The 22361-nt window shown below is 71.6% G+C and carries 21 protein-coding genes; 12 read left to right on the forward strand and 9 right to left on the reverse strand.

Annotated features, from left to right (window positions below; translation table 11 throughout):
• Positions 1-45: 45 nt before the first annotated feature.
• The 3 genes from ACZ562_RS00375 to ACZ562_RS00385 all read right to left on the reverse strand — a co-directional run bounded on the left by ACZ562_RS00375 (position 46) and on the right by ACZ562_RS00385 (position 2509).
• The gene (locus ACZ562_RS00375) at positions 46-585 is read right to left on the reverse strand and encodes a hypothetical protein (protein WP_471172320.1); all 540 of its coding nucleotides are present in this window, start codon (positions 583-585) and stop codon (positions 46-48) included.
• Positions 586-653: 68 nt separating this feature from the next.
• Positions 654-1622 (reverse strand): hypothetical protein, encoded by a 969-nt coding sequence (locus ACZ562_RS00380; RefSeq protein ID WP_471172323.1) that lies wholly within the window; start codon positions 1620-1622, stop codon positions 654-656.
• Between the two features lie 317 nt (positions 1623-1939).
• Positions 1940-2509 (reverse strand): TetR family transcriptional regulator, encoded by a 570-nt coding sequence (locus tag ACZ562_RS00385; protein WP_471172324.1) that lies wholly within the window; start codon positions 2507-2509, stop codon positions 1940-1942.
• Between the two features lie 211 nt (positions 2510-2720).
• Here ACZ562_RS00385 and ACZ562_RS00390 point away from each other — a divergent pair, with 211 nt between their 5' ends.
• The 3 genes from ACZ562_RS00390 (at position 2721) to ACZ562_RS00400 (ending at position 7219) form a co-directional block, all read left to right on the forward strand.
• Positions 2721-3068 (forward strand): AAA family ATPase, encoded by a 348-nt coding sequence (locus tag ACZ562_RS00390; protein ID WP_471172325.1) that lies wholly within the window; start codon positions 2721-2723, stop codon positions 3066-3068.
• Positions 3068-5515 carry a helix-turn-helix transcriptional regulator gene (locus tag ACZ562_RS00395; RefSeq protein ID WP_471172329.1) on the forward strand — a complete coding sequence of 816 codons (2448 nt, stop codon included), beginning with the start codon at positions 3068-3070 and terminating at the stop codon, positions 5513-5515. Before ACZ562_RS00390 ends, ACZ562_RS00395 begins: the two co-directional genes overlap by 1 nt.
• A 459-nt stretch (positions 5516-5974) precedes the next feature.
• Positions 5975-7219, forward strand: a complete 1245-nt coding sequence (locus tag ACZ562_RS00400) for a cytochrome P450 family protein (protein WP_471172332.1) — start codon at positions 5975-5977, stop codon at positions 7217-7219.
• Here the strand turns inward: ACZ562_RS00400 and ACZ562_RS00405 are convergent, their stop codons facing one another.
• Genes ACZ562_RS00405 through ACZ562_RS00425 form a run of 5 tightly spaced genes read right to left on the reverse strand, consistent with a single transcriptional unit; the run spans position 7220 to position 11417 of the window.
• Positions 7220-8578, reverse strand: coding sequence for a cytochrome P450 (locus ACZ562_RS00405; RefSeq protein ID WP_471172336.1), 1359 nt, complete (start codon positions 8576-8578; stop codon positions 7220-7222).
• On the reverse strand, positions 8575-9189 hold the full coding sequence (locus tag ACZ562_RS00410; protein WP_471172340.1) for a GTP-binding protein: 615 nt from the start codon (positions 9187-9189) through the stop codon (positions 8575-8577). The genes ACZ562_RS00405 and ACZ562_RS00410 overlap by 4 nt, the downstream gene beginning before the upstream one ends.
• A complete protein-coding gene (locus ACZ562_RS00415; protein ID WP_471172343.1) occupies positions 9167-9526 on the reverse strand; it encodes a DUF742 domain-containing protein in 360 nt (119 codons plus the stop codon). Before ACZ562_RS00415 ends, ACZ562_RS00410 begins: the two co-directional genes overlap by 23 nt.
• Entirely contained in the window at positions 9523-9936 is a 414-nt protein-coding gene (locus ACZ562_RS00420; protein ID WP_471172345.1) for a roadblock/LC7 domain-containing protein, read from the reverse strand. Before ACZ562_RS00420 ends, ACZ562_RS00415 begins: the two co-directional genes overlap by 4 nt.
• Positions 9933-11417 carry an ATP-binding protein gene (locus ACZ562_RS00425; RefSeq protein WP_471172348.1) on the reverse strand — a complete coding sequence of 495 codons (1485 nt, stop codon included), beginning with the start codon at positions 11415-11417 and terminating at the stop codon, positions 9933-9935. The genes ACZ562_RS00420 and ACZ562_RS00425 overlap by 4 nt, the downstream gene beginning before the upstream one ends.
• 285 nt (positions 11418-11702) lie before the next feature.
• Between ACZ562_RS00425 and ACZ562_RS00430 the strand changes: the two genes are divergently transcribed.
• The 5 genes from ACZ562_RS00430 (at position 11703) to ACZ562_RS00450 (ending at position 16712) form a co-directional block, all read left to right on the forward strand.
• The gene (locus tag ACZ562_RS00430) at positions 11703-12659 is read left to right on the forward strand and encodes a helix-turn-helix domain-containing protein (protein ID WP_471172352.1); all 957 of its coding nucleotides are present in this window, start codon (positions 11703-11705) and stop codon (positions 12657-12659) included.
• Between the two features lie 236 nt (positions 12660-12895).
• Positions 12896-14320 (forward strand): amidase, encoded by a 1425-nt coding sequence (locus ACZ562_RS00435; RefSeq protein WP_471172354.1) that lies wholly within the window; start codon positions 12896-12898, stop codon positions 14318-14320.
• 26 nt (positions 14321-14346) lie between these two features.
• Positions 14347-14565, forward strand: a complete 219-nt coding sequence (locus ACZ562_RS00440; RefSeq protein ID WP_471172357.1) for a hypothetical protein — start codon at positions 14347-14349, stop codon at positions 14563-14565.
• Between the two features lie 133 nt (positions 14566-14698).
• The gene (locus ACZ562_RS00445) at positions 14699-16186 is read left to right on the forward strand and encodes an SPFH domain-containing protein (RefSeq protein WP_471172359.1); all 1488 of its coding nucleotides are present in this window, start codon (positions 14699-14701) and stop codon (positions 16184-16186) included.
• A 37-nt stretch (positions 16187-16223) separates the two neighbouring features.
• Positions 16224-16712: a type II toxin-antitoxin system PemK/MazF family toxin gene (locus tag ACZ562_RS00450; protein ID WP_471172363.1), complete on the forward strand. Its 489-nt coding sequence runs from the start codon at positions 16224-16226 to the stop codon at positions 16710-16712.
• Between the two features lie 9 nt (positions 16713-16721).
• Here ACZ562_RS00450 and ACZ562_RS00455 read toward each other — a convergent pair whose 3' ends face one another.
• A complete protein-coding gene (locus ACZ562_RS00455; protein ID WP_471172366.1) occupies positions 16722-17552 on the reverse strand; it encodes a TIGR02452 family protein in 831 nt (276 codons plus the stop codon).
• Between the two features lie 279 nt (positions 17553-17831).
• Here ACZ562_RS00455 and egtA point away from each other — a divergent pair, with 279 nt between their 5' ends.
• Genes egtA through egtD form a run of 4 tightly spaced genes read left to right on the forward strand, consistent with a single transcriptional unit; the run spans position 17832 to position 22361 of the window.
• Positions 17832-19148, forward strand: coding sequence for an ergothioneine biosynthesis glutamate--cysteine ligase EgtA (gene egtA / locus ACZ562_RS00460; protein ID WP_471172368.1), 1317 nt, complete (start codon positions 17832-17834; stop codon positions 19146-19148).
• Positions 19145-20461, forward strand: coding sequence for an ergothioneine biosynthesis protein EgtB (gene egtB / locus ACZ562_RS00465; RefSeq protein WP_471172370.1), 1317 nt, complete (start codon positions 19145-19147; stop codon positions 20459-20461). Before egtA ends, egtB begins: the two co-directional genes overlap by 4 nt.
• Positions 20461-21402, forward strand: a complete 942-nt coding sequence (egtC, locus tag ACZ562_RS00470; protein WP_471172373.1) for an ergothioneine biosynthesis protein EgtC — start codon at positions 20461-20463, stop codon at positions 21400-21402. The genes egtB and egtC overlap by 1 nt, the downstream gene beginning before the upstream one ends.
• Positions 21399-22361: an L-histidine N(alpha)-methyltransferase gene (gene egtD, locus ACZ562_RS00475; RefSeq protein ID WP_471172376.1), complete on the forward strand. Its 963-nt coding sequence runs from the start codon at positions 21399-21401 to the stop codon at positions 22359-22361. The genes egtC and egtD overlap by 4 nt, the downstream gene beginning before the upstream one ends.

The following is a 22361-nucleotide window of genomic DNA, read 5'->3' on the forward strand; positions in this document are numbered from 1 at the left end:
ACCGCCGTGGGCCGGCAGCCGCGCTGTCCGGAGAGCGGGTGCCCCTCAGGACTGGCTGTTGAGGAACCCGATGCCCGCAGCCCCCCACCACCCGACCTCAGAAACCACGACGGAGATCGCTCCACGCACCAGCAGCCGTTTGTCCACCTGTCCCCCCGCCTGCTCGGCGAGGGACCGGTGGAGAGCGTACGCGTGCACACCGTTGAGAGCGACCAGGAGGACCAGTCCGAGCTTCACCCGGGTGGCTGCCGGCGCCGGGTCCAAGCCGAGGACGGCACCACTGATCACCATTCCTGCCAGACCGGACCAGACGAGCACGTGCAACGGGCGGGTGAAGTCCAGCACTTGACGCAGACTGCGCCGCCCCAGCAGCCACAGCAGCCCGTAGTAGTCGATGGTCTGCACGGCGCCGAGCCCGAGGATCAGCGCCGCCAGGTGCACGAAGAGTGCCACGGCGTGCAGCGTGGGGCCGGCTTGCAGGTGCAGTGCCACCCAGAGGCCGGCCGCCCACACCAGACAGACCAGGGCGTCGGCGGCACCGGTCATCCAGCCGCGCACCGGTCCCCGGAACGAGCCCCGGCTCATGCGATCACCTCTTGACGGTGGGTCGTCGGCACAGACCGTGCCGCCGCGACGACCACGTGCGGCACTGATCAGTCCTCGGCCACCCAGCCGGCCATGATGCCCATGACCCCGCCGTGCGCGTGGTCGCTCTCGTACCTGCTGGTGATCTGCAGGACGTCACCCCGCTCGATGGTGCCGAGCGGATCGCCGGTGCACGGGGGCATGTCCGAGATTTCCTTGTGGCCGTGGAGGTCGATGAATTCGGGGCTTCCCCCCTCCTCCGCCACGACGTTGCACAGCAGCTTTCCCGTCGTGAGGTTCTCCGTACGCACGGAGCGGCCCGCGTGGTGCAGGTGGCCGCGCATGTGGACGAGCCTTCCGGAAATGCTGGAGCGCCACCGCCTGACCTTTTCGCTGGCACCGTCCGGAGCGTCGTACGCACTGCCGAGACAGCCGCCGGCATCCATCCAGATCGGCGTCACGGGCTTGAGCCGCGAGCCTGCTGCGGGCTCATGGGTGAAGGTGAAGGTGATGTAGACCGTCTTACGCTCGGGCGCATGGTTCATGAGGTCGTAGAGCATGTTCCAGCGCTCACCCCGGCGCACCTTGATGCCGTATCCCGAGGGCAGCACACTCTCCACCCGCTCGTTACCGGAGGCGAATTTGCGCTGGGGGCCGCCGCAGACCACGTCACGCTTCGAGTGGGTGCCCAACACGGCGTGGTGGAGCATCGGACCGGTGTTGACGTTGGCGTTCGACCCGTCCGCGTAGACGAGGTTCGGCTTGAAGCCCGTGATGAAGCAGTCGTCGCACGGTTTCTCGATGTCGAACGCGAGGCGGTTGCCGGTTTCGCCGTGGTCGTCTCCTGACGCGGCGGGGATCGTGAAGGGCCCGTAGCGGACGGTCGTCGTCGTCCTCGCATCGGCGGTTCGGTGCAGCGCCGCGGACGCCGGCGCCGGGGCGGGGACCGGGGCGGCGGCGGTGACGACCAGTGCGGCAGTGGCCCCTAGTGCGGTGACTACCAGTGGGGCGGTGAGTGACGGACTTCGGTGGGACATGTCTCTCTCCCGTTTCGTGTCCAAAGGTGACTGCCGGACGAGAAAAGAATGGTGCGGAAATCAGTGCGGGACCGAGAGAAAACATCGGCCAAGGGTTTCAGGTACCCGATTCGCGGTTCGCGTTTTCGGCCCTGCTGCGGCTCACGGGTAGAGTGGCGGGCACCATTCGCGGTGTCAACGCACGCGGGACGCAGACAAATTCAGGAAACGTACTCGTGCTGCTTTGACCAGTGTCTTTCAACGGTTTCTTGGACACGCTCACCAGGGCAAGACCGGTGACTTCACCGATTCGTGTCCGTAGCGACGCCGGTGCGGATTCATTCGGCAGGCCCCAGCCCTGCGAACAGAACGTGCGTCAGCGAGGTCCAGGCCTCGTGGTCCGGGCTTTCCGCCTTCACGGCGGCGAGCACGTCCACTCCCAGGGACACGCACAACACGAGGCGAGCGCAGGCCGCCGCATCGATCAGCGGGCCGAAAGAGCCGTCCTGCTGGGCGAGTTCGACCAGCTCCCGCAGCTTGGTCTCCACCCGGCTCAACGCGGCGTGCACCCTGCGGGCGACCTCGGCGTCCCGCCGCGCGGCCGTGAGCGCTTCGCTGACCAGGGGTGCCCAGGTCCGCTGACGTGGATCGGAGAGTTCCGTGACGATCAACGCGAGGACATCGGCGGGCCGGGCACCGCTGTTCAGCGCCTGACCGAGCTTGTACGAGGCTGCCGCAAGGCCGTGGTCGACCGCCTCGGCGAGCAGTTCGGCCTTGTTGCGGAAGTTGCCGTAGATCGCCCCGGTGGTGAGGCCGGCTCGGCGGGCTATGTCCTGCACCCTCGCGCGGTCGTAGCCCTGCTCACCGAATTCCTGGACAGCGGCCTCCACCAGGCGTTCACGGATCACGGACCTGGACGGCCTCGCGAATGAATCAGGCTCTGCCACGCGCCCAGCCTAGGTCAGTCGTCACATGCGAGAGTGCGTGCCCTGGCGACGCGGGGCGGGCGGGAATCCGACGACAGGGCCCGGCGACGACGTTCTGCGGCACCCCTTGCGCTCCCGGCCGCGAATAATCACTATTCTTGACCAGGATCAGTCCATCCAGGAGGCGTACGTCATGACGTACGGCACCGAGCACAGCATCATCGGCAGACAGGCCGAACGGCGGCAGCTCGCGGCATGGATCGACGCCTGCCGCAGTGCCAGGAAGGGCGGGGCACTGCTGCTGACGGGGGATCAGGGAATCGGCAAGACCGCGCTGATCCGGCACGCGACGCACCTCGCGCAGGCGTTCCACACCGTCCGCGCGGACGGGGTGCAGGCGGAGCAGAGCCTGGACTACGCGGCAGTGCAGCGACTGGTCCGGCCCTTCGCCGGGGGCGTACGGCATCTCCCCCGGACCTGGCCGAGTTGCTGGAGCGGGTACTTCTCGGTCTGCTGCCGCCACCCCGGGATCGGTCGCTGATGGCCGTCGCGGTGCTGGCCCTGCTGTCGCGGAGCTCCGTCAGGCACCCGGTGCTGGTCAGCATCGACGACCTGCAGTGGGTCGACGCCGAGTCACTGCACGTCCTGGGCCTTGTGGCCCGTCGGATCAGCACCGAACGGGTCCTGGTGCTGGCTGGTACGGACAGGGCGGCGGCCAGGCTGATGCCGGGTGTGCCGGTGCTCCATGTGACGGGCATGAACGACCTCGACTGCCTGCGGTTGATCGCACAGCGCCACCGGTCGGCGGTGGCCCCCGCCGTGTGCGAGGTACTCGTCCATGCCGCCCACGGCAATCCGCTGGTCCTTCTGGAGCTCTTACGGACGCTGAGTCCCGATCAGCTGGCGGAGCTGCCACGGCTGCCTGACCCACTCCCGCTCGGGCCGCGGCTGACCCAGCTCAGGCTCGCGCCGTTGCGCGGGCTTTCCGACGACTGCCGCCGGCTGCTCACACTGCTGGCGACGGAACCGCGCCTGGACCCGCTGACGCTGTACCGAGTGGCCCGACTGGCAGCGATCGACCCCGCGGCGTTGAAAGGCGCCGAGGCGGCGGGGCTGGTCACCGTGTCGCGGACGAGCGTGTCCTTCCGGGACACCGCTCTCGCCCGGGCCATCCGCCACACCCCGGACCTGACCGAACGGCACTGGGCGCACGAACTGCTGGCGCGGGCGTTCGCTGCCCGCGACGACGACCGTCGCGGCTGGCACGAGGCCGCCCTGTCGACGGAGGCAGACGCCACTCTGGCCGACGAACTGGAGCGCCAGGCCGTCCAGGCGCGCCGGCACGGCCGGCCGTGCCACGCCGCCGTACTGATGGAACGCTCCGCAGAGCTGACCGGCGCGGACGGTCCGCGGGCCGGCCGCCTCGTCGCCGCCGCCACCTGCAGCACCATGGCAGGGCGTCTGCGCCGCGCCGCCCGTCTGCTGGAGCGGGCAGAGAGGCTGAACGGAGCGCAACGCCCGTCCCTGCGGGGAGACATCGCCCTTCTTCAGGGCGTCCTCTCACTTCACCAGGGCACACCGGGCGACGCCTACCACGCGCTGCTGAGCGCCGCGGATGTCCTTGCGAACGGCAACGCCCGTCTCGCGGCCAAGGCCCTGGCCGCGGCAGGAGAGGCCGGCCTCTGCACGGGAAACGAGGACTTACCGGTGGAGGCGGCCCTGCGGGCGAGGGCGTTGCTGGGCGGCTCCGAGGCACCGGACGAGCCCGACGCCCGGCTCGCCACCCACTGCCTCCTCGGAGTCGCCGAGTCGTTACGGGGGCTGCCGACCGCCACCGTCCGGCTGCGCAGCGGCGTCGCGGAGGCCGCGCAGGCGGCGGACCCGCTTGTGCTGACCTGGGCAGCCCATGGAGCCCTGTTCATCGCGGACGACGCGCAAGCCCGATCGCTGGCGGCACGTGCGGTGGCACTGGCACGCAGGGCGGGTGACACCCCGACCGTCGCGCATGCCATGCAGTACCTCGCCTACTCGGAGTGCTGGCTGAGCGGACCGGACTCCGCGCGGCTCGTGGCGACCGAGGCGCTGCGGCTGGCCCGCGGCACGGGCCAGATGGTGGGCGTGCGCAATCTGATGGGGATGCTGATGCTCGCCGCGGGGCTCGCCGGTGACACCGAGACATGCGAGCAGTACGCGGACCGGGTGGTCGACAAGGCGGCGGAACACGGAAACGGGCTGGCCTGCGCCCTCGGTCTGTGGGGCCTGGCTCAGGTGGATCTCGCTTCGGGACGCTGGGAGGAGGCGGCTGCGAAACTGCGTCGGCTCACCCGGATGAAGCCCGGGCACCCCGGTGTCGCGCTCCAGGCGATGCCCGCCTATGTGGAGGCCGCCGTCCGCGCCGGACTTCACCTGCGGGCGGAACGGGCCACCGCGGCGTTCGCGCGGTGGGCGGAGGGGGTCGGCCAGGGCTGGCCGACGGCACTGGTGGCCCAGTGCCGCGCCGTCCTGGCACACGAAGACCCCGAGGAGTACTTCCGGCTCGCTCTGCGCCTGCACGGGCCCCGCGACCGTGCGCTGGAACGGGCGCGCACCGCCCTCCTCTACGGCGAGTACCTCAAGCGCGAACGCCGACGGGCGGAGTCCCGTGTCCAGCTCCGGGAGGCGGCCGAGATCTTCCGCAGGCACCGGGCCCGGCTGTGGCTGGACCGGGCCTGTGCCGAGCTGCGCGCCGGCGGTGACAACGCGACTGCCGGAGCCGCGGACGGTACGCTGCCAGGCGGCTCCGCTAGGACGGACGGCCTGACCGCCCGTCAGCGCGAGATCATCCGGCTGGTGGCGGCGGGTGCGACCAACAAGGAAGCGGCAGCGCGGCTCTGCCTGAGCCCGCGCACGGTCGACTACCACCTTCGCCGTGTCTTCCGGCAGTTGCACATCACCTCGCGCACCGAACTCGTCCGGCGGTTCGGCCCCGCGGCCGTCCGGGGCGGGTGACGGACACAACGGGCGGAGCCCCTATTTCGCTGGGGACGACTCGAGTGCCGGGGCGGATGTCTTCAGGGAGGTGCAGGCGGACTCGGTCGACCGGGTGCCGTGCCGGATCACAGTGCGCCGGGACCGCTGCTGCTGCGGTCCGATGGTCACGTCGGCCACGGTGTCCGGCCTGCCCGCGAGAGCCGCCGCTGAGCCGGCGCAGCGATGTCGCATTCACCGGTTCTCCCGTCCGACGGATTCCGGCCCTGGGTCCTGTCGTCACCTTCCCGTCGTCCGCCCGGAGGGCGGGGCGGGCGGGAAGGTGACGACAGGACCCACGGCGGATGCGGTGCCGCCGACTTGCGTTCACGCGCAGGGGACTTGTCCCCGTGCGCAGCGCACGGCAGGTGATCTCGTCAGGCACGCTACGCCGAAGTAGCTTTACCGCTCGTACCGACGTTCGAGTACCAGGAGGCTGCGATGGGAAACCCCCGACCCTTAGTGATCGATCCGGCCGGCCGCGACATCCACGGCGAGGCCATCCGGATCCGCGAGCGGGGTCCCGTGACCCTCGTCGAACTCCCGGACGGCGTCGAGGCATGGGCCGTCACCTCCCCCGACCTCCTCAAGCGTCTGCTCACCGACCCCCGGGTCTCCAAGGATCCGCGCCGGCACTGGCCACGGTGGATCAACGGCGGGATATCCCCGGAATGGCCCCTGTTCACATGGGTCGCGGTGCAGAACATGTTCACGGCGTACGGCGTCGAGCACAGGCGGCTGCGCGCCCTGGTCTCCAAGGCGTTCACGGCGCGCCGCACCGCGACGCTCGAACCTCGTGTCGAGGAGATCACCAAGGCCCTGCTGGACCGCGTCGAGGAGGCCGGGCGGCGCGGCCGAGTCGTCGACCTGCGCGGGCAGTTCTGCTACCCGCTGCCCATTCAGGTGATCAGCGAGCTGTTCGGGCTGCCGGAGGAACAGGGGGCGGAACTGCGCGCGGTCGTGGACGGCATCTTCCACACCTCCGCCACCCCGGAGCAGGTCACCGACATCTACGCCCGGTTCTACGCCGCACTCGGCGAGCTCGTCGCCCTCAAGCGGCGGTCGCCGGGCGACGACCTGACCTCGGAGCTGATCGCGGCGCGCGACGACGAGGACGGCACCCGGCTGAGCGAGCAGGAACTGCTGGACACCCTGGTGCTGATGGTCAGCGCCGGTCATGAGACCACCGTCAACCTCATCGACAACGCCATCCACCTCCTGCTCGCGTACCCCGGCCAACTCGCCCACGTCCGCGCGGGCAGCGCCTCCTGGGACGACGTGGTCGAGGAGGCGCTGCGCGTGGAGGCACCGGTCGCCAGCCTGCCGCTGCGGTACGCCGTGGAGGACCTCGCGATGAGCGAGTTCGGCGGCCCGGACGGCGTGGTGATCCGCAAGGGCGAGGCGATCCTCGCGGCTTACGCCGCCGCCGGACGCCACCCTGACAAGTACGGCGAGAGCGCCGCCGTCTTCGACGTCACACGTGGCGACAAGGAGCATCTCGCCTTCGGCCACGGCGTCCACTTCTGCATGGGCGCACCCCTGGGGCGGCTGGAGGCCCGCATCGCGCTCCCGGCGCTCTTCGACCGCTTCCCCGGACTCCGGCTCGCGGTGAGGAGCACGGAACTGGAGCCGGTCGACTCGTTCATCTCCAACGGCCACCGCTCGCTGCCGGTACACCTGTCCTGATCAGTCCCCTTGCCACCAGGCCCGCAGCCGGGCCGCCCAGCCGCGCCTGGCCCCACCGGCTGTCGGCACCGCGGAGGGCCGCGCCTGCCCGGAGGCCGGCTCGCGCTGCGCGGATGCCTCGTCGTGCGCGGCGGACCGGCCGCCTGCGGCGGCCGGCGGGAACGTCACGGGCAGCGCGGCGAGCGCCCGGTGGAAGGGGCCTGGCCGCCAGGTCAACTCTTCGACGTGAAGGGCGAGTTCGACGTCGGGCAGGCGGTCGAGCAGTCTCTCCACCGCAGCGGCCGCGATCAGGCGGGCCGGGCCCTGTGCCGGGCAGTTGTGCGGGCCCGCGCTCCAGGCCAGATGGGCACGGTTACCCGCCCGCTGATCCGCCATCAGGGCCGGATCGGTGTTGGCGGCGGCGAGCGAGACGACGACGGGGCAGCCCTCGCGCAGTGCCGCTCCTTCGTACACGACGTCGTGCACGGGGTAGTGGACGGCGTAGTTGGCGATGGGCGGGTCGGTCCACAGCACTTCGTCCAGGGCGTCCTCCACCGGCAGGCTGCCGCGCGACAGACTGCCCCCGAACCGGTCGTCGGCCAGCAGCAGCCGCATGCTGTTCGCGATCAGGTTCTGCTGGGGCTCGGTGCCCGCGCCCATGAGGAGGACTAGGGTGTGGATCATCTCCTCGTCGGTGAGTTCTGCCGGATGGGCCATGAGCCAGGACGTCACATCGTGCCCGGGGTGCTCCCGCTTCAGCGTGACGAGGTCCAACAGCGTCGTGGCGAGCAGTTCGTTCGCTTTCCCGGCGTCCACCCCGTCGAAGATCCCGGACATCCCCTCGACCAGGCGCTCGCCGTAGTCGGCCGGGCAGCCGAAGAGGCGGTTGAACACCAGCAGCGGCAGCACCTGCGCGTACTCGCCCAGCAGATCGGCCCGCCCGGCGGGCGCCATGCGGTCGATGAGCGTGTCGGCGCACGTCTCGACATAGCCGCGGAGTGTGCCGGGGGCCACCTGGGCCAGGCTGTCCGTGATGGCGCCGCGCAGCCGACGGTGCTCCTCGCCGTCGGCCCACAACGCGTTCGGCCGGTACATCATCATCGGCACGACCGGGCTGTCCGCGGGGACGGTGCCGTCCGCCAGGTCCTGCCAGCGGCGGGGGTCCTTGGAGAAGGTCTCGGCGCTGCGCAGCACGTGCAGGGCGGCCTCGTATCCGACGACGAGCGAGGCGCGGACGCCGGGTGCCAGCTCGACCGGCGCGATCGGGCCGTGCTCGCGCAGCCGCCGGTAGGCGGCGGCCGGGTCGGCGGCGAACTCAGGGCCGTACAGCGGCTCGTGCGCCGGGCAGGCCGGCGGCGGTACGGGGCGTGGGGAGGTCACATGTGCTCCAGGTGGCCGATGCGGGTCAGGAGGTACTCGACGAGGGAGATCAGGGCCCGGGTCGAGGAGAGCCGGTCGCGTGCGTCGCAGCGGACGAGGGGGGTTTCCGGGAGAAGGTCGAGAGCCTCACGGACCTCGTCGAGCTCGTGCGCGGGCGTGTCGTCGAACTGGTTGAGGGCGACCGCGTAGGGCAGGCCGAGCTCTTCCAGCACGCCCATCACCTCGAAGGACTGGCCGAGGCGGCGGGTGTCGGCGAGGACGAGCGCGCCGAGCGCTCCCCTCGTCATGTCGTGCCACAGCGGGGCGAAGCGCTGCTGGCCGGGGGTGCCGAACAGGTAGAGCACGAGGCGGTCGTCGAGGGTGAGCCGGCCGAAGTCCAGGGCCACCGTGGTGGTGGTCTTGTCAGTCATGCCGGCCAGGTCGTCGACGATTGCGCCGGCCTCGGTCATGACCTCCTCGGTGCGCAGCGGCCGGATCTCGGAGAGCGCGCCGACGAATGTCGTCTTGCCGACCGCGAAGTGGCCGACGACCAGCACTTTGACAGCGGTCTGCACGCTGGGCCGCAGATGGACGTCCCCGGCGGCGGGTTCAGAGGCGGGCGCGGAGCCCATCGAGCACCTCCTGGAGGATGTGGGCGTCGGCCGGTAGGACGGCGGGGATCGGCGCGCGGGTGACAATGTGGCCGCTGTCCATGAGGTCGGCGATCAGCACCCTGGCGACGCTGACCGGCAGTGCGAGATGGCCGGCCACCTCGGCGACGGACAGGGCTCCGGGCCGGCACAGCTCCATGAGCCTGCGCTTTTCCGGGTTCAGACCGCTCAGCGGCAGATCGTCGGTCACGACCAGCAGCGTGACCAGGTCCAGGGTGTTGCGGGTGGGGTGGGCACGGCCGTCCGTGACGACGTACGACCGCACCAGCCGGTCTGCGGGGCGCCGCCGGGGTGTCATGCCGAGCTGCCCGCGTCTTGCCGGGCCGGACTGCTCAACTCCTTGCCGAGCCGGTCGACGAGCTTGTGCATACGGTAGGTGACGGCTTCCATGTCCACGTCCTCACCGGTGGAGACCGCGAGGTAGGCACCCTCGCCGGCTGCGACCAGGAAGACGTAGCCCTCCGTGAACTCGATCAGGGTCTGCCGCCAGGGAGTGTGCGGGCTGCCGCAGAATTCGGCCGTGCTCCGGCTGATCGACTGGACGCCGGACAGTCCTGCGGCCAGTCGTTCGGCGTCGTCCCGGTCGATGTCCTCGGAGTACGCGCGGAGCATTCCGTCGGCGGAGAGCAGGATCGCGTGACGCGCCTCCGGCACCTTCAGCACCTCGTCCAGCATCCAGCCCAACTCGTTGTTGGTGGGCCCGGTCATTCGTGGCTGTTCCCTTCTTCTTCGTGGGCGGTGGACTGCGCGGTGCGGCCGAAGCGGGTGCCGCGGGCGAATGCGCCCATGCGCCGGGCTTTCTCCTCGGCCGAGCGGCCACCGACCTCCACGGTCGGCACGGCCGCGGGTTCCACGGCCGCTTCCCGCAGGGAGCGGCGACGGCGTTTGGGGAGGCCGCCGGGCGTGGTCGACTCGCCGGAGCCGAGGGCGGGGGGCGGTGTGCTGCAACGTCCTCCGCCGTGTACTGCCGTCTCGGCGGGGGATGCCGACGGGGACGCGGGCTCGACGACGGAGGGCTGTCGACCCGGCTGCCCGGGCACCGAGTCCGGCACGGGCGCGTGCTCGGCAGTGTGCGCGGGCGTGGGCTCGGACGCGCGAGCGCGCACGGGGGCGGAGTCGCGCACGGGGGCGGAGTCGCGCGCAGGAGCGGGGTCGGGGGCCGTGGCCGCCGGCGCGACGTCCTGGACGGTCTCCATGTGGGTGAGCAGCCCGGTCGGCAGGAACACCACGGCGCGTACACCGCCGTAGGGGGAGAGCGTGTCGACGCAGACGCTGAAGCCGTAGCGCTCCGCGAGCGCCCCGATGACGGCGAAGCCGAAGCGGGGCGGGTCGCCCAGCCGGGTCACGTCCGTCGCGCGCCTGCAGGACAGCAGTTCGGCGGCATGGGCGACCGCCTGGCCGTCCATGCCCACACCGCCGTCGTCGATCACGACGCAGGCGCCGTTGTGCACGGTCTGGATCGAGACTTCGACGGTCGTGTGGGGCTGTGAGTGGCGTGCCGCGTTGTCGAGCAGTTCGGCGACCGCGAGCACCACCGGTTCCACCGCCCGGCTCTCCACGGCGATGCCGACCTCGCCGTTGATGCGGATACGCCGGTAGTCGCGGATGCGGGAGGTGGCGCCGCGGACGAGTTCGACGAGCGCCGAGGTGGCGCGCTGGCGGCCCGGCCAGGACCCGCAGAGTACGGCGATGGCCTGGGCGCGGCGACCGAACTGGGCGTTCGTGTGGTCGACTTCGAGCAGGTCGCGCAGCACGTCGGGGTGGTCGTGCCGGTCCTGCATCTGCGCGATGGACACCTGCTGTTCGTTGGCCAGGGCCTGGATGGAGCGCATCGACGCCTTCAGAGCGGCCTTCGCGGACTGGTCGGCGCGCGACTGCGCGTGCTCGACGGTCGCGGCGAACCGGTCGAGGACGTCGTCGAGACCGGCCGCGAAGTCCGTGTCGGCGAGGCGGGCGTCGAGCAGACCGGTCTGCGGGGCCGTCCGGTCGGTCGCGTCCTCCACCGCCGGGAGCCGGACCGCGAGGAGGTGGCGCAGTTCCGCGTCCCGCGACCGCAGGCCCTGAGCCAGTTCCGTGTTCCGTCTGCGGTGCCGAGCGGTGATGCCGAGCTGACGCACAAGCAGCACGGTGACGGCGAACAGGCCAAGGGCCAGGCACCAGACCACCGTCACCGGTATCTGATCGGTCATGGAGTCCTCAAAGGCGGGCGTGAGTTGACGGGCGCACGACGGTAGCGGCGCCTCGCGCATACGCACTTGCCCGTACACGCAGAGAAGTTGCCGTGCGGCGCACGCGCGCTCCACGGAGCACCCACGGGCGACCCCTTGCCTTCGGCATGTGCCAATGAGCCTTCCGCTGCTCCCGGATACCGCTTGCTGCCCCTAATGTGACGACGCGTGAACAGCACGTGGACGCACGGTAGTTCCGGGCTGCCCGCACACACCGTCGAGACCCGTCGCAGCGGAGGAGTCACGTTGCCCACGGGACGTTACGTCTTGGAGTCGCAGACCACGGGTGAAGTGGACCCGCGCGAGCGGGCCGACTTCTGGAGCGAACACATCGCGTCCTACCAGTCCCGGATGGGGTACCGATATGCGCACCCCGACAACTTCCGCGGCGAGACGGTCCGCCAGCGCAGCCACAACTACCAGCTCGTCAGGTTCGAGTCGGACGAGATCGAATACATCCGGACCGCCCAGCAGGTACGGCAGGACCCGGACGAGGACTACCGCCTCCTCCTGCCGATCAACGGGCGCATCGTGCTGCGGCAGAACGACGAGGTGGCGCACCTCACACCGGGGTCGGCCACCTTGGTCACCTTCGGCGCTCCCTTCCAGTGCCTGCAGGAGGCCCGTGCTGTCGCCTACATCTTCACCATTCCCGCCCGTGAGATCGACGGCCCGCTGAACCGGAAGTCACCGCTGGCCACCGGGCTGGACCTGACAAGAGGGCTGGGAGGTGTGGTGAGTTCCATGCTGAACGGTCTGCACGAGGAGCGCCACGCCCTGACCGACTCGCAGTTCGACGCCGTCTCGGACCGCATCGTCGAACTCCTGTGCATGCTCGTCTGCAGCGACGACCGTCCCGACGCGCCGGGCCATCTCACCGAGGTCGAGGCGCTGGCCCGACGCCACGCGCGCGATCACGCGGCCGACCCCGGCCTGACCGGTACGTCCATGGCGCACGCCCTGGGCTGGTCACTGCGGCAGATCCAACTGGCCCTCCAGCGTGTGGGCACGACCCCCCGTGACCTGATCCGCGAGGAACGCCTGCGCCTGGTGCGCGACCGTCTTCAGTGCGCCGAGTGCGACCACATGACGATCACGGAACTCGCCCACGCTTCGGGTTTCTCCTCGGCCAGCGCACTGAGCACGGCCTTCCGCCGACGCTTCGGCGTGAGCCCCCGGGAGATGCGCCACAACGCCCACTGACCCCGTCCGCGCCCGCGGACCGTCGCGGAGGCGCGGTCCGGTCCGATGCTCCAGGCGGAGAAGCCAGACCGAGGCAGGGGCGGCGTGCGGTAGGGGTGGGGCGTGTGCGCGTCAATGGTTTGACCCGCGGTGCGCGAGGACTCCCATCGGGAACAACGGATGTTCGACATCCCGTAGCACGACGGCCCACCGGACGTTACCGTTCGGTAGACCACGTGTTCCCGGAGGTGGCCCGCATGACGCTCGACCGTTCCGCAGGCCTGGTGGCGACCGCCCGCGCACTGGCTGACGGGGAGGTCTCGTCCCGGGCTCTGGTGGAGCGGGCCCTGGCACGGATCGGGGCCACGCAGGGGTCGGTGAACGCCTTCCGGATCGTACGGGCCGAGGCCGCTCTCGCCGAGGCGGAGGCCGCGGACCAGGAACTGGCCGCCGGAGTGCGCCGTCCGCTGCTCGGGGTGCCCGTGGCCGTGAAGGACGACATGGACGTGGCCGGTGAGCCGACCGCGTTCGGCTGCCCGGGCGAGTACCCGCCGGTCGCCGAGGACGGCGAGGCGGTACGGCGGCTGCGCGCGGCCGGGGCCGTGATCGTCGGCAAGACCAACACCTGCGAGCTCGGGCAGTGGCCCTTCACCGAGGGACCCGCCTTCGGCGCGACCCGCAATCCGTGGCACACGGAGCACACCCCGGGCGGCTCGTCCGGCGGTTCGGCCGCCGCGGTCGCCGCCGGCCTGGTGCCCGCCGCGCTCGGTTCCGACGGTGCCGGTTCGGTGCGGATCCCGGCCTCCTGGACCCACCTGATCGGTATCAAGCCGCAGCGCGGCCGGATCTCCACCTGGCCGCGCGGCGAGGCCTTCCAGGGCATCACGGTCAACGGCACGCTCGCCCGTACGGTCGCCGACGCGGCCCTGCTGCTCGACGCGGCGAGCGGAAACCACGACCTCGACCCGCACCGGCCGCCGGCCCTCGACGTGTCCGCGGCCGTGGGCCGCGACCCCGGACGGCTGCGCATCGCGCTCTCCCTGAAGCCGCCGTTCACCGCGCTGCCCGCCCGGCTCCAGCCGGAGGTACGGGCCCGGGTACTGCAACTCGCGGAGAAGCTGGCCTCATTGGGGCACACCGTCGAGGAAGCCGACCCGCCGTACGGTCAGATCGGCCTCACCTTCATCCCCCGCGCCACAGCCGGCATCGCCGAACACGTCCGCGAGGCCCCCTTCCCCGCGCTCCTCGACCGCCGCACCCGCGACGCCGCCCGGCTCGGCCGGCTGCTGGGCGGAACCCCGCTGCGGGCGGCCCGGCGCGCGGAGGCGGTCCTGCACCGCCGTGTCGGCGAGTTCTTCACGTCGTACGACGTGATCCTCGCACCGACGACGGCCGCTCCCCCACCGCGCATAGGCTCGATGCTGGAGCTGTCCGGCATGGCCACCGACCGGGCGATGATCGCGGCCTGCCCGTACGCATGGCCGTGGAACGTGCTGGGCTGGCCCGGAGTCAACGTCCCCGCCGGACTCGTCGGTGGCGGACTGCCCGTCGGCGCGCAGCTGCTCGGGCCGGCGAACAGCGAGCCACTGCTGGTCTCGCTCGCCGCGCAGCTTGAGGCGGAGCTGCGCTGGCACGAGGCGTGGCCGCCGCAGCCGGTCACCTCGGAAACCCCGGCGGCGTAGGCGCGTTCGGCCCGTACGCTGTGACCATGGACGATGCGGCGATGGTCGGGCTCGTGGGGCGGGTCACCGGAACGGTCGGGCCGGGGCTCGTCGGTGAGGTGATCGTCCGGGTGCGTGGCGGCGCCGAGCACTTCCTCGCCTACGCCGCCTCCGGCACCGACCGCATCGAGTGCGGCACCGTGGTGATGGTGGTGGAGTACCTGCCGCCCAGGACGGTCCACGTGACGGCCGCCTACGGCAGTTGAGCCCACTTCGGCGCAGGTGGAGCCGTGTGTGTCAAGGTTTCGACAAGGATGCGCGGACGTCTGTACCCCGGCGTCGCCGAGGAGCACACTCCCTTCGTTCGGTGCCGACAGGGCACCATGCAAAGGGGGGCGTATGCCGATGGTTGTCGGCGTCGTTGCGGGGGTGGCGTTCGCTGCCGTCCTCGTTCTCATCGGTCTGTTCAAGATGATGTGGCGGGTCGCGGAACCCAATGAGGCGCTCATCATCTCCGGCTCCAAGCACAGGACGGAGGGCCTCGGGGAGGGCATGGGATTCCGCATCGTCACGGGGCGCGGCACGCTGGTGCTGCCCGGCGTGCAGGCGGTGCGCAAGCTCTCGCTCGACCTGAACGAGACCGAGCTGCACGTGGACTGCGTGACCCACCAGGGCATTCCGCTCAAGGTGCGGGGCGTGGTCATCTTCAAGGTGGGCGACGACTTCGTGTCGATCGCCAACGCGGGGCGCCGCTTCCTCGACCAGCAGAAGCTGATGTCGGAGCGGGTGCACAACGTCTTCGCCGGTCATCTGCGGTCCATCGTCGGCGGGTTGACGGTCGAGGACATGATCCGCGACCGGGAGAAGCTCACCGGGCAGACCCGGGCGGCCTGCGGCACGGAGATGGAGAAGCTCGGTCTGATCGTCGACTCGCTGCAGATCCACGAGATCGAGGACCCGACCGGGTACATCCAGAACCTGGCCGCCCCGCACGCGGCGGCCGTCCAGCGGGACGCGCGGATCGCGCAGGCCGAGGCGAACCGGCTGGCCACCGAGGCCGAGCAGCAGTCCTTCGCCAAGATGGCGGAGGCGACCCGGGACAGCGAGATCCTCCAGGCCGGCTACCAGGCCGAGCGCGACAAGGCGGCGGCGAAGGCACGGCAGGCGGGCCCGCTGGCCGACGCAGGGGCCCGGCAGGAGGTCGTGGTCCAGGAGACGCGGGTCGCCGAACTGGAAGCACACCGGCGTGAGCAGCAGCTCCAGGCCGACGTCCGCAAGCCCGCGGACGCGAAGGCCTACGAGAAGCGCACGCTGGCCGAGGCCGAGCGCGACGCACGGATCTCGGCGGCCCAGGCCAAGGCGAAGGAGACGGAACTGGCGGCCGTCGCCGAGGCGACCCGGGTGAAGACGGCTGCGGCCGCCGAGGCCGAGGCGACCAAGTCGCGGGGCGCGGCCACGGCGGCGGCGACACGCGCCACCGGTGAGGCCGAGGCGGCGTCGGCGCAGGCCAGGGGACTCGCGCAGGCCGAGGCGGCCAAGGCTCAGGGCCTCGCCCAGGCCGAGGCCATCAAGGCCCGGGCCGCCGCCCTCGCCGAGAACCAGGAGGCGGTCGTCGCTCAGCAACTCGCCGAGAACTGGCCGGAGATCGTGAAGGCGGGCGCGTCCGCGTTCGGCAACGTCGACAACATGGTGCTGCTCAACGGCGCCGACGGCATGGCCGACATGTTCGCCAAGGCGCTCACCATGGGCGGTACCGGCCTGGGCCTGGCACGCCAGTTGCTGACCTCGATGAATCAGAACGGCCAAGGTGCGAACGGGGCTTCGGTGCTGAACGGTTTCGTGCCGCCGTCGGCGCAGAAGGTGCCGGTGGAGAAGGACGAGGGGTGAGGCGGGCGGTCCGGGACCGAGGCTCTACCGTGGCCCCGTGACTGCGTTTACCGATGAGAACGTCCCCGGCCGGCACGGTGACTCCGCCACCACGGAGGCCGACCCTCGCGAGGTGGGCCGGGTGCGCACGGAGTACTCGCCCGCGCACGACGGGGACCCGGATCCCGGTGAGATCGTCTGGACCTGGGTCCCCTTCGAGGAGAACGACGGCCGTGGCAAGGACCGTCCCGTGCTCGTCGTCGCCCGTGAGGCGGGCGGGACCTTCCTCGCCGTGCAGCTCTCCAGCAAGCGGCACGACGGCGCAACAGGATGCGCGGCGAAGCCGCACCAGTGGGGCCGGGGCCTGCCCCGGTGGGTGCCGATCGGGAGCGGGCCGTGGGACCGGTCGGGGCGGGACTCGTGGGTGGACGTGGGCCGGATCCTGCGGCTCCACGAGGAGGGCATGCGGCGGGAGGCCTGTGCCCTTGACCGGATGCGGTTCGATCTGGTGCGGCACCGGCTGCGGGAGCGCCACGGCTGGAGCTGAGGCTCCACGTCAGACTTGGAGCCGGCGCTCCGGAAACGCCCGTACGAAAGCCTCCCGGGTCACGGCCCCCGGTGTGCGGTCGAGGATTCCGAACACCACTTGTTCGAACATTGCTTCGAATCGCCCGCCTGGCCCGAGCAGCGCCCGGAACGCTCCCGCCACCTGCGCCGGGTCGTTGCGGAACACCCCGCAGCCCCAGGCTCCCAGCACCAGGTGGCGGTAGCCGTGGGCCACGGCCGTCTCCAGGACCCGCTCGGCCCGTACGGCGAGGGCCTGCGGCAGCTCGCCCGCGCGTTCCGGCGCCGTTCGCAGGACGACGCCCGCGTTGGGCGCCGCGGCGGTCAGGAATCCGGCGGTGTAGGGCTCGGCAAGCAGCCGTCCGCGGTCGTCACGGAAGACCGGCACGCCGGGTGAGTGGATGACACGGTCCGTGTAGAACGGGTCGCGGTGCGCCCTGTGCTGGTCGTAGAACTCCCGGACCCCGGTCAGGCACGCGTACAGCGCGGAGGCCCGGCACAGGGCCTCCTCCTGGGCCTGGGCGCCGTTGAGGTAGCCGCCGCCCGGGTTGCGGGCCGAGGCGAAGTTCAGGACGGCCACCGGACCGGCGAGGACGAGCCGGCGGGCGGCTTCGAGGCTGCTCTCCCCCGTGACCTCGAACAAGGTGTCCGCCGGCGGGACCGGTGGCGCCTGCACAGGACCGGGCCCGTGCATCCGCGTGCCGGAGCGCGCCGCCTCCGCCTCCGCCAGGATGGACACCTCGCGCCCGTCGGGCGCGCGATACGCCCCGGCCGCCACGATCTGCTCCGTCTGTTGTGCGATGCCGCGCAGCCGCGCGCTCATGGCGCCACCCCCGTGGGCGCCACGATCGCGCGCCGCGCGATCTCCCCCGTCGTGCTCATGAACGCATCGTGAGCGATGCTGGTCATGCGGTGCAACAGAGTTTTCCGGTGCGGTGCACGTCCCGAGAATGCCGCGGGGACGGAGATCACCGGCCCCGGTTGCGGTGATTTGCCCCCTTGTGCCGAGCGGCGGGAGGGGCTTGGGTGGAACGAGTGCCTTCGCCCGGGCCCCGCCCGGACCCGGGCCGGTGGCATCGTGGACCCTCTGGAGGTTTCCGACATGTCCGATTCGCCTAGTGTCTGTCCGGCGAGTGACTGTACGGAGCCCCGCACCGGCCTCACCGAAGCCGAGGTGGAGGCCCTGGTCCGGGGCATCTGTTTCAAAACCGGCCCGCCCCGCAGGGTCGGGGTGGAAGTCGAATGGCTCATCCACGGGCTGCGCACACCGCAGCTCCCCGTAACATCCGCACAACTCGAAGCGGCCTACGCCGCACTGCGGACCGTGCACCTGAGGTCGGCGCTCACCAAGGAACCCGGCGGCCAGCTGGAACTGAGCTCGCCGCCCGCCGCCTCGCTGATGGAGTGCATCGGTACCGTCTCCGCCGACCTCGACGCCGTCCGCGCGGTCCTCGCCAAGGACGATCTCGCTCTCGTCGGCATCGGCCATGATCCCTGGCACTCGCCCCGCCGGTACCTGCACGAACCGCGCTACGACGCCATGGAGACCTGCCTCGACCGCACCGGCCCGGCCGGCCGCGCCATGATGTGCACCTCGGCCTCCGTCCAGGTGTGCCTGGACGCCGGACACGAGGAACCGGGGCCGCTCGGCCACGGGCGGCGCTGGTGGCTGGCGCACCAGCTGGGCGCGGTCCTGGTCGCCGCGTTCGCCAACTCCCCCCTCGCCGGACACGAGCCCACCGGCTGGCTCTCGACCCGCCAGCTGCTGTGGATGGAGATCGGCGCAGGCCGGGCGGGCGCGCCCCCGCTGCACGCCGACCCGCGCACCGGCTGGGCCCGGCACGTGCTGGACGCGCCGGTGATGTGCGTACGGCAGGACGGCGGGCCCTGGGACGTCCCGGAGTGGCTGACCTTCCGGGAGTGGACCAGGTCGGGGGCGCCCAGGCCGCCGACGCGGGCGGATCTCGACTACCACGTCACGACCCTGTTCCCGCCGATCAGGCCCCGTGGGCACCTCGAACTGCGCATGATCGACGCGCAGCCCGGCGACGACGGGTGGGTCGTGCCGCTCGCCGTGACGACGGCGCTGTTCGACGATCCGGAGGCCGCCGAGACCGCCTACCGGGCGGTGAAGCCGCTGGCCGAGCGGTCCCTGTCGCTGCCCGCGCCGCACAACCCGCTGTGGCTCGACGCGGCGCGGCACGGCCTGGCCGACCCCGAGCTGCACGAGGTGGCCGTCACGTGCTTCAAGGCCGCTGTGGAGGCCCTGCCCCGGCTCGGCGCCGCCCCCTGGGTCACGGACGCCGTCACGGCCTACCTGGACCGCTACGTGAGCCGGGGCCGCTGCCCCGCCGACGATCTGCTGGACGAGCTGTACGGCGCGAGCCGTCGCCCGCACGGGAAGGACATCCGCACATGACCGACCCCGCCCTCGACGTCGAGGCGTTCCGGAAACGGGCGCTGACCACGCTCGTGACGGCCCGGGACCGTACGACGCTGCTGACTTCCTGTGTGGAGGAGCCCGACCTGACGGCGCAGCACTCGCCGCTGATGTCGCCGCTGGTGTGGGACCTGGCGCACATCGGCAACCAGGAGGAGCAGTGGCTGCTGCGGGCCGTCGCCGGCCAGGAGGCATTGCGCCCGGAGATCGACAGCCTCTACGACGCCTTCGAGCACCCGCGCTCCGAGCGCCCGACTCTGCCCCTGCTGCCGCCGGACGAGGCGCGCCGGTACGCGGCGGACGTGCGCGGGCGGGCGCTGGACGTGCTGGAGAGCACCGCGTTCCACGGGACGCGCCTGACCGAGGCGGGCTTCGCCTTCGGGATGATCGCGCAGCACGAACAGCAGCACGACGAGACGATGCTGATCACCCATCAGCTCCGCACGGGCCCCCAGGTCCTGACCGCACCGGACCCGGAACCCGCGCCGTTGTTCACCGGTCCGGCGGAAGTCCTCGTCCCGGGCGGCCCGTTCATGATGGGCACCTCGACCGAGCCGTGGTCCCTGGACAACGAACGCCCGGCGCACCGGCGCGAGGTGGCGCCGTTCCACATCGACACGACGCCGGTGACGAACGCCGCGTACCAGGCGTTCATGGAGGACGGCGGCTACGACGACGAGCGGTGGTGGACGGCGGACGGCTGGTCCCACATCCGCCGCAACTCCATCGGCGCACCGCTGTTCTGGCGCCGTGACGGACGGCAGTGGCTGCGGCGCCGCTTCGGCGTGACCGAGGTCGTGCCGCCCGACGAGCCGGTGCTGCACGTGTGCTGGTACGAGGCCGACGCCTACGCCCGCTGGGCCGGACGCCGGCTGCCCACCGAGGCCGAGTGGGAGAAGGCCGCCCGGCACGACCCTGCGGGCGACCGCTCGACGCGCTACCCGTGGGGCGACGCCGACCCCGCGCCCGAGCACGCCAACCTGGGACAGCGGCATCTGCGCCCGGCCCCGGCGGGCAGTTACCCGGAGGGCGAATCGCCGCTCGGCGTACGGCAGTTGATCGGCGACGTGTGGGAGTGGACGGCGAGCGACTTCCTGCCGTACCCGGGCTTCACCGCGTTCCCGTACAAGGAGTACTCGGAGGTGTTCTTCGGGCCGGAGTACAAGGTGCTGCGCGGAGGTTCGTTCGCCGTGGACGCGGTGGCCTGCCGGGGAACGTTCCGCAACTGGGACTATCCGGTCCGGCGGCAGATCTTCTCCGGGTTCCGCACGGCCCGTTCGGCGGACGTCTGATGTGCCGTCACCTTGCCTATCTGGGACCGGAGGAGCCGCTCGGCAGGATCCTCGTCGAGCCGCCGCACAGCCTGTACCGCCAGTCCTGGGCGCCGCGGCGCCAGCGGTACGGGACGGTCAACGCCGATGGTTTCGGCGTCGGCTGGTACGCGGAGGGGGACCCGGTTCCGGCGCGTTACCGCCGGGCCGGGCCCGTCTGGGCGGACCAGTCCCTGGCCGACCTGGCGCGCGTCGTACGCTCGGGGGCCGTGCTCGCCGCGGTGCGGGACGCGACCCTCTCCGGCGCCGACGCGGAGGCCGCGGCGGCACCGTACACCGCGGGGCCCTGGCTGTTCAGCCACAACGGCGCCGTCAAGGGCTGGCCGGGCTCGCTCGCGCCCCTCGTGCGGAGCCTGCCGGCGGTGGACGTCCTGTCCCTGGAGGCCCGCAACGACTCCGCACTCGTGTGGGCGCTGGTCCTCGCCCGGCTGCGAGGCGGCATCGCGGGTGAGCCGAAGGGGCGCGACGGTGCCGGGATCGCGAGCGCGCGGAGGCCCGAAGGGCTGAGCACGATCGCGGTGTCGACACCGGCTGCAGCGTCCCGGCGGCGAACGGCGAATCAACTCGAGGCCGGGCAGGCGCTGGCCGACACGGTCCTGGAAGTGGCCGAGGCGGCTCCCGGCTCCCGGCTCAACCTCCTGCTCACCAACGGCGAGGCCATCGCCGCGACCGCCTGGGGCGACACCCTCTGGTACCTGCTCCGGCCCGGCGGCGGCACCGTCGTGGCCTCCGAACCCTACGACGACGACCCGCACTGGCAGGAGGTCCCCGACCGCACCCTGCTCGCCGCGAGCCGCACGGACGTGCTGCTCACCCCGCTCAAGGAGCCGAGCGACCCCCTGGCACCCGCACCGCCCGCACCGCCCGCACCGCCCGCACCCGCGAAGGAGCCCCATACGTGAGTCCGTTCCTTCTCACCCGCACCCTGCCCGAGGACGCCACGGAGGCCGCCCTGCGCGCCGACGTGCAGCAGGGCCTCACCCGCACCCCCAAGACGCTGCCACCGAAGTGGTTCTACGACGCCCACGGCAGCGACCTGTTCGAGCAGATCACCGAGCTGCCCGAGTACTACCCCACCCGCGCCGAACGGGAGATCCTCAGCGCCCGGGCCGGCGAGATCGCCGCCGCGACCGGTGCCCGCACCCTGGTCGAACTGGGCTCCGGCTCCTCGGAGAAGACGCGGTACCTGATCGACGCGCTGACCGGGCAGCACACGTACGTCCCGGTAGACGTCAGCGAGAGCGCCCTCACCCGGGCGGGACAGGCCCTCGTCGCCGAGCGGCCGGAGCTGAACGTGCACGCGCTGATCGCCGACTTCACCACCGGGCTGACGCTGCCGGACACGCCGGGTCCCCGGCTGGTGGCGTTCCTCGGCGGCACGGTCGGCAATCTGCTGCCGGCCGAGCGCGCCGTGTTCCTGGACTCGGTACGCGCCCTGCTCGCACCCGGCGACGCCCTGCTGCTCGGCACGGACCTGGTCAAGGACGAGAAGGTCCTGGTCAGGGCGTACGACGACGCTGCGGGAGTAACGGCCGCGTTCAACAAGAACGTCCTGACCGTCGTCAACCGCGAGCTGGGCGCCGACTTCGATGCCGGCGCCTTCGACCACGTCGCGCTGTGGGACGCCGAGAACGAGTGGATCGAGATGCGGCTGCGCTCCCGTACCGAGCAGACCGTGAAGATCCCGGCGCTCGATCTCGCCGTCGACTTCGCGGCGGGCGAGGAACTGCGCACGGAGGTGTCGGCGAAGTTCCGGAAGGACGGCGTACGCACCGAACTCGCCGCTTCCGGCCTGGAGTTGACCCACTGGTGGACGGACCGCGAGGGCCGTTTCGCGCTGTCGCTGAGCGCGGCGAGGTGA

It is taken from the genome of Streptomyces sp. NPDC040410, from assembly GCF_055595715.1.